Here is a 3,865-nt window from a genome sequence, read left to right on the forward strand (position 1 = left end):
GAATAGTTACTAAGTTTAAGCATTTCATTAAGAATTCCTTTCGTTATCACACACTAACCAATGGCCCTATTGAAGGGATTAATAACACGATTATATGTGTCAGGAAGAAAAGAAAAGGAGACCAAGCAACCATTAGTGGCTTAATCTCCTTGGATAGCATCAACCCTATTGGACATAGAGCCTAGTTTTTCTAACTCTTTTAGTATAAACATCAAATTATTTTCATTATATAATAAACTATAAATTTAAACTGATTGTCTTTTTATTTAGCTTCTTAAAAATTTGCTCATTAGTTCTATCTGATGTTCAATAGATAATTTTTTTATTACTCCTAAGCCAGGGTCGCTCCCTTCATCAGCATCTGTAATAAATGTTAAAATACTTCAGTTTCTATGTTTTCTTTTACATATTCTTTACCTTCCAATTCCATTATCTTATTATACTATTCTTTTGGTCTAATAACTGCTTCATGGTATTTATTCGCTGGATCTGTTGGGCTATGATTGGTATCAGATACAAAATGATGAACCCTCAAGTTCTTTTTTTATCACAATCTATAATATGGATTGCTACAGCATGAGGTGAAAAGCCATTTTCCATAAAATCTTTACCCATTACATAATAATCTAAAAACCCTATGTAACCATCTTTTTTAAACGATAAATGATCAGAAGAAAAATATTCATCACCAACATAATCCGCATTTCTTTTTTGTTTATTGAAATTATCAGCTAAAAGTATTTTGTTTATTAAAAGCTTTTTAGACTAATTTCAACTTTGAAAAAATACTTAATCTTCATTAAAAGCTGTCCATTGAATATGCTCATAATGATGATTTATATCTTTCCATTCCGTAACTGTCAATTGATCCATACCTTCAACTATTAATTGAATCATATCTTTATCAATCATATTAACAATTTTAGCTTTTGTAAACATATTATAATCGCCTCCCCCAACAGCACGATATTGAGTGAGCGCTAAATGGTAATATTTTTGCTTATCAATTACTTTTTGTGTTTTTTCATTAATTAATTTGACCACACGCTTACCTATTGGTTGATTCAAATCAACCTCTACAGAAAAACCCGTGTACAAGTCATAATTGTAATGCTTAGGTTTAGGATAAATATAAGAAGGATTTACAGAAATTTTACCGGATGAATCAAAAGTAAAATAAGCAAAATTATGCTCCATCGCTTCAATTATATCCTGACCACTTACTTGGCTAACAGCAATTTGATTATAATAAGGATAAATATTCAATAGTTCTCCTCGCCTAACTTCACCTTGAAAATCTACAAAGTGATCGTTGAGCAAGGATATACCTGCGAAGTCTGCCCCTGTTTCATTCAACATCGTTCTCGTTAAAAACTCAGCAAAAGGATGGCCTTTCACTCTTGCTTGATGAAGGTTTCGAGTGGGCATCTCCATGGGAGCATTCCCTAAGACCTCATCAAGCCAGTTAAGGCTCTGGCTATATTCAGGTTCTAATGGACGAATATTTTCAATTGCTTCGCTAGTTGTAAAAGAGTGTAGAGCCCCTTCAATTGCTGGGGAAGCTTTTTTATCTAAACTCACGATAACTTCACCCACCTTTTCACCACCATAGCCTGGTTGAATGACAAAGGAATCCTTAAAGGGCTGACAAATCTGACGATGTTGATGACCCGTTAATAAAAGATCTATTTCAGGAATCTCACTGATCATCTTATATCCTTGATTTTCTCCAGTTTGAGCCTCTAAGGCCTCTCCCGAAGATAGGTCAGCTTCAAAACCTCCATGATAAGCAACAACTAATAAATCCACTTGAGGTTTTAAAAATTGAGCATACTCTTTAACCGTTTCAAAAGCATCTAAAAATTCTAAGCCTTCATAATTTTCTGGCAACTCCCAGTGTGGTATATAGTGGGTGGTTACACCAATAATTCCGATTTTATAATCTTCAATGTTGATGACATCATAGGCTTTTCCCTTATAGGGCTTTTTGGTTTTTCGATCCACAATATTGCTACATAATATTTGTGCATTTATTAAGTCTAATGCTGTGTCTTGATAGGCCATTCCGTGATTAAATTCATGGTTACCAACAATTTGATAATCATAGTCCAAATCATTCATCATTCGAGCATAAGGAGCCGCACTCTTTGTCACTTGACTGGTATAGCTCGTCATAGGCGATCCTTGAATAAAATCGCCTAAATCAAATTGCAATGTCTTAATCGAATCTTGTTTTAATTGATCAATTAAAGCTGCAGTGTTCTTTAAGGAATACTCAGTCTGATCAGGATGATGGTGCCATTGACCATGTGTATCACTCGTTATTAAAAAGCGGATTTTAAGCATTGTTCCCCTCCAATATCTTGTCCATCGTATATATTTGGCCATACTGAGGATAGAAAACAATTAGACCTTTTGTTTCTAACTCTTGACCAAAAGCCTTTGGTTTAAATGTATGCCATGGAATAACAACTTTTGATTGAATCGTATAACCAATCATCAATAAATCTGCTTGAGAGGCATGACCTGAGACCCCAGCCTGATAGAAATCCCGGCCGTATTCAACCATATTGGTTAAAAACTCCTCATAACCAGCCATAAAGACTCCTAAAGGAACTCCGTTTGAATGTAAATATATTCCAGCTGGTAATTGATAAAGAATTTGATGACGTTCATAATCAATTAATAATAAATAGTCATTCGGCGAAGCCTTCAATTCTTCAGCACTTACCAAAAGACTACTTTCTTCTTCATCCTCATCTAAACAAAAAATATTATCGATTTTGCTTGATATATGTTGTTTAAGCAATTGGTAATACGCTTTATCTACGACAAATCTCCGTTGATGATTTTTAGCTATTTCATTCAATCTTATCAAGCGTTGTATATTTTGTGGATATAAATTAATGGTTATGATGCCTGCTTGTTTTTTACCCAATAAGTGGTCTCTCTCTTTTAATAACTGCCGCTCATTTGAACAAGCTAGATTATGATTTTTTCCCTCAACAGCTAAGTGAGGTGCGAGGTCATCTCCAAAATTAGACAAAGAGGTGCCTTCAATTAATAGTAGGTCTGGTTCAAAAGGATGGGCTTCTTCTACCCACTTGAGCACTTTTTCAGGGTTATAACCATTTAGTCTTAAGTCTCCTGAATAAACAATTTTCAAATCATTCGTTGCAATAAAATAGCACTCGCACCTTCTGTATCATGGTCACTCTCTTTAAAAGTTATCTTGAATGGCCCATGATGAATACTTGTTTGATGAGGAACACTTTGCCAATTAACATCATATTTAGGTAAAAAGGAATTTTTACTAAGTTTTCATAAAAGTTTAATGACTTCTCTGATGTGTATACAGGAATTTGTTCGTTTATTTGTCCTAAGGAACCTAGATGATCAAGGTGCGAGTGAGACAAGCAAATGGCAGTATTCGATGAGCTCACCTCATAAGCAGTTAACGAATTTGAATTTAACTGGCTTTGAGAATAAAATCCTTCTACCTTAGGCAATAAGTTATCTTAAAGGAATTGTTCAGTTAATGATCGATCTAGCAATTGTTTAATATCGGCTCCTACAAATGCTCCAAAATCCATAATCACTTGATGATTATCTTTTTGAAGGCTAATAATATTTCCCCCAATTGTGCCAATTCCACCCAAGAATTCAATCTTTGTTTGACTCATCAACTCTTCCTCTCTTAATAGTTTTTATCTTCACTATCAAGATTTTATCGTACCATATATTGGACCTAAAGTTCTACTTAACTTTTTTATCAAAATAAGCTATATTTTAACTTCATTCTGAACACCTAAAGGGGCTGTATCATAAGTCTCAAACCGAAAAACCACTATAAACGTTGTTTAAA

5 protein-coding genes are annotated in these 3,865 nt (G+C 33.9%); 1 reads left to right on the plus strand and 4 read right to left on the minus strand.

The window, feature by feature from the left end; translation table 11 throughout:
* On the plus strand, nucleotides 1-185 hold a 185-nt coding region (locus ACQV2T_RS09215; protein ID WP_428893583.1), incomplete at its 5' end, for a hypothetical protein.
* Nucleotides 186-531: 346 nt separating this feature from the next.
* On the opposite strand, the gene ACQV2T_RS09220 is transcribed toward ACQV2T_RS09215, so the two are convergent.
* The 4 genes from ACQV2T_RS09220 to ACQV2T_RS09235 form a co-directional block, all read right to left on the minus strand.
* Nucleotides 532-750 carry a sce7725 family protein gene (locus ACQV2T_RS09220; RefSeq protein ID WP_428875505.1) on the minus strand — a complete coding sequence of 73 codons (219 nt, stop codon included), beginning with the start codon at nucleotides 748-750 and terminating at the stop codon, nucleotides 532-534.
* 39 nt (nucleotides 751-789) lie between these two features.
* Complete coding sequence (locus tag ACQV2T_RS09225) at nucleotides 790-2,346, minus strand: bifunctional metallophosphatase/5'-nucleotidase (RefSeq protein ID WP_428892106.1); 1,557 nt, start codon at nucleotides 2,344-2,346, stop codon at nucleotides 790-792.
* Complete coding sequence (locus tag ACQV2T_RS09230; protein ID WP_428893584.1) at nucleotides 2,339-3,166, minus strand: hypothetical protein; 828 nt, start codon at nucleotides 3,164-3,166, stop codon at nucleotides 2,339-2,341. Before ACQV2T_RS09230 ends, ACQV2T_RS09225 begins: the two co-directional genes overlap by 8 nt.
* A 352-nt stretch (nucleotides 3,167-3,518) precedes the next feature.
* On the minus strand, nucleotides 3,519-3,683 hold the full coding sequence (locus ACQV2T_RS09235; RefSeq protein ID WP_428875501.1) for a hypothetical protein: 165 nt from the start codon (nucleotides 3,681-3,683) through the stop codon (nucleotides 3,519-3,521).
* Between the last annotated feature and the right edge of the window lie 182 nt (nucleotides 3,684-3,865).

It is taken from the genome of Facklamia sp. P13069 (genome assembly GCF_050409405.1).
Taxonomy (GTDB): domain Bacteria; phylum Bacillota; class Bacilli; order Lactobacillales; family Aerococcaceae; genus Facklamia.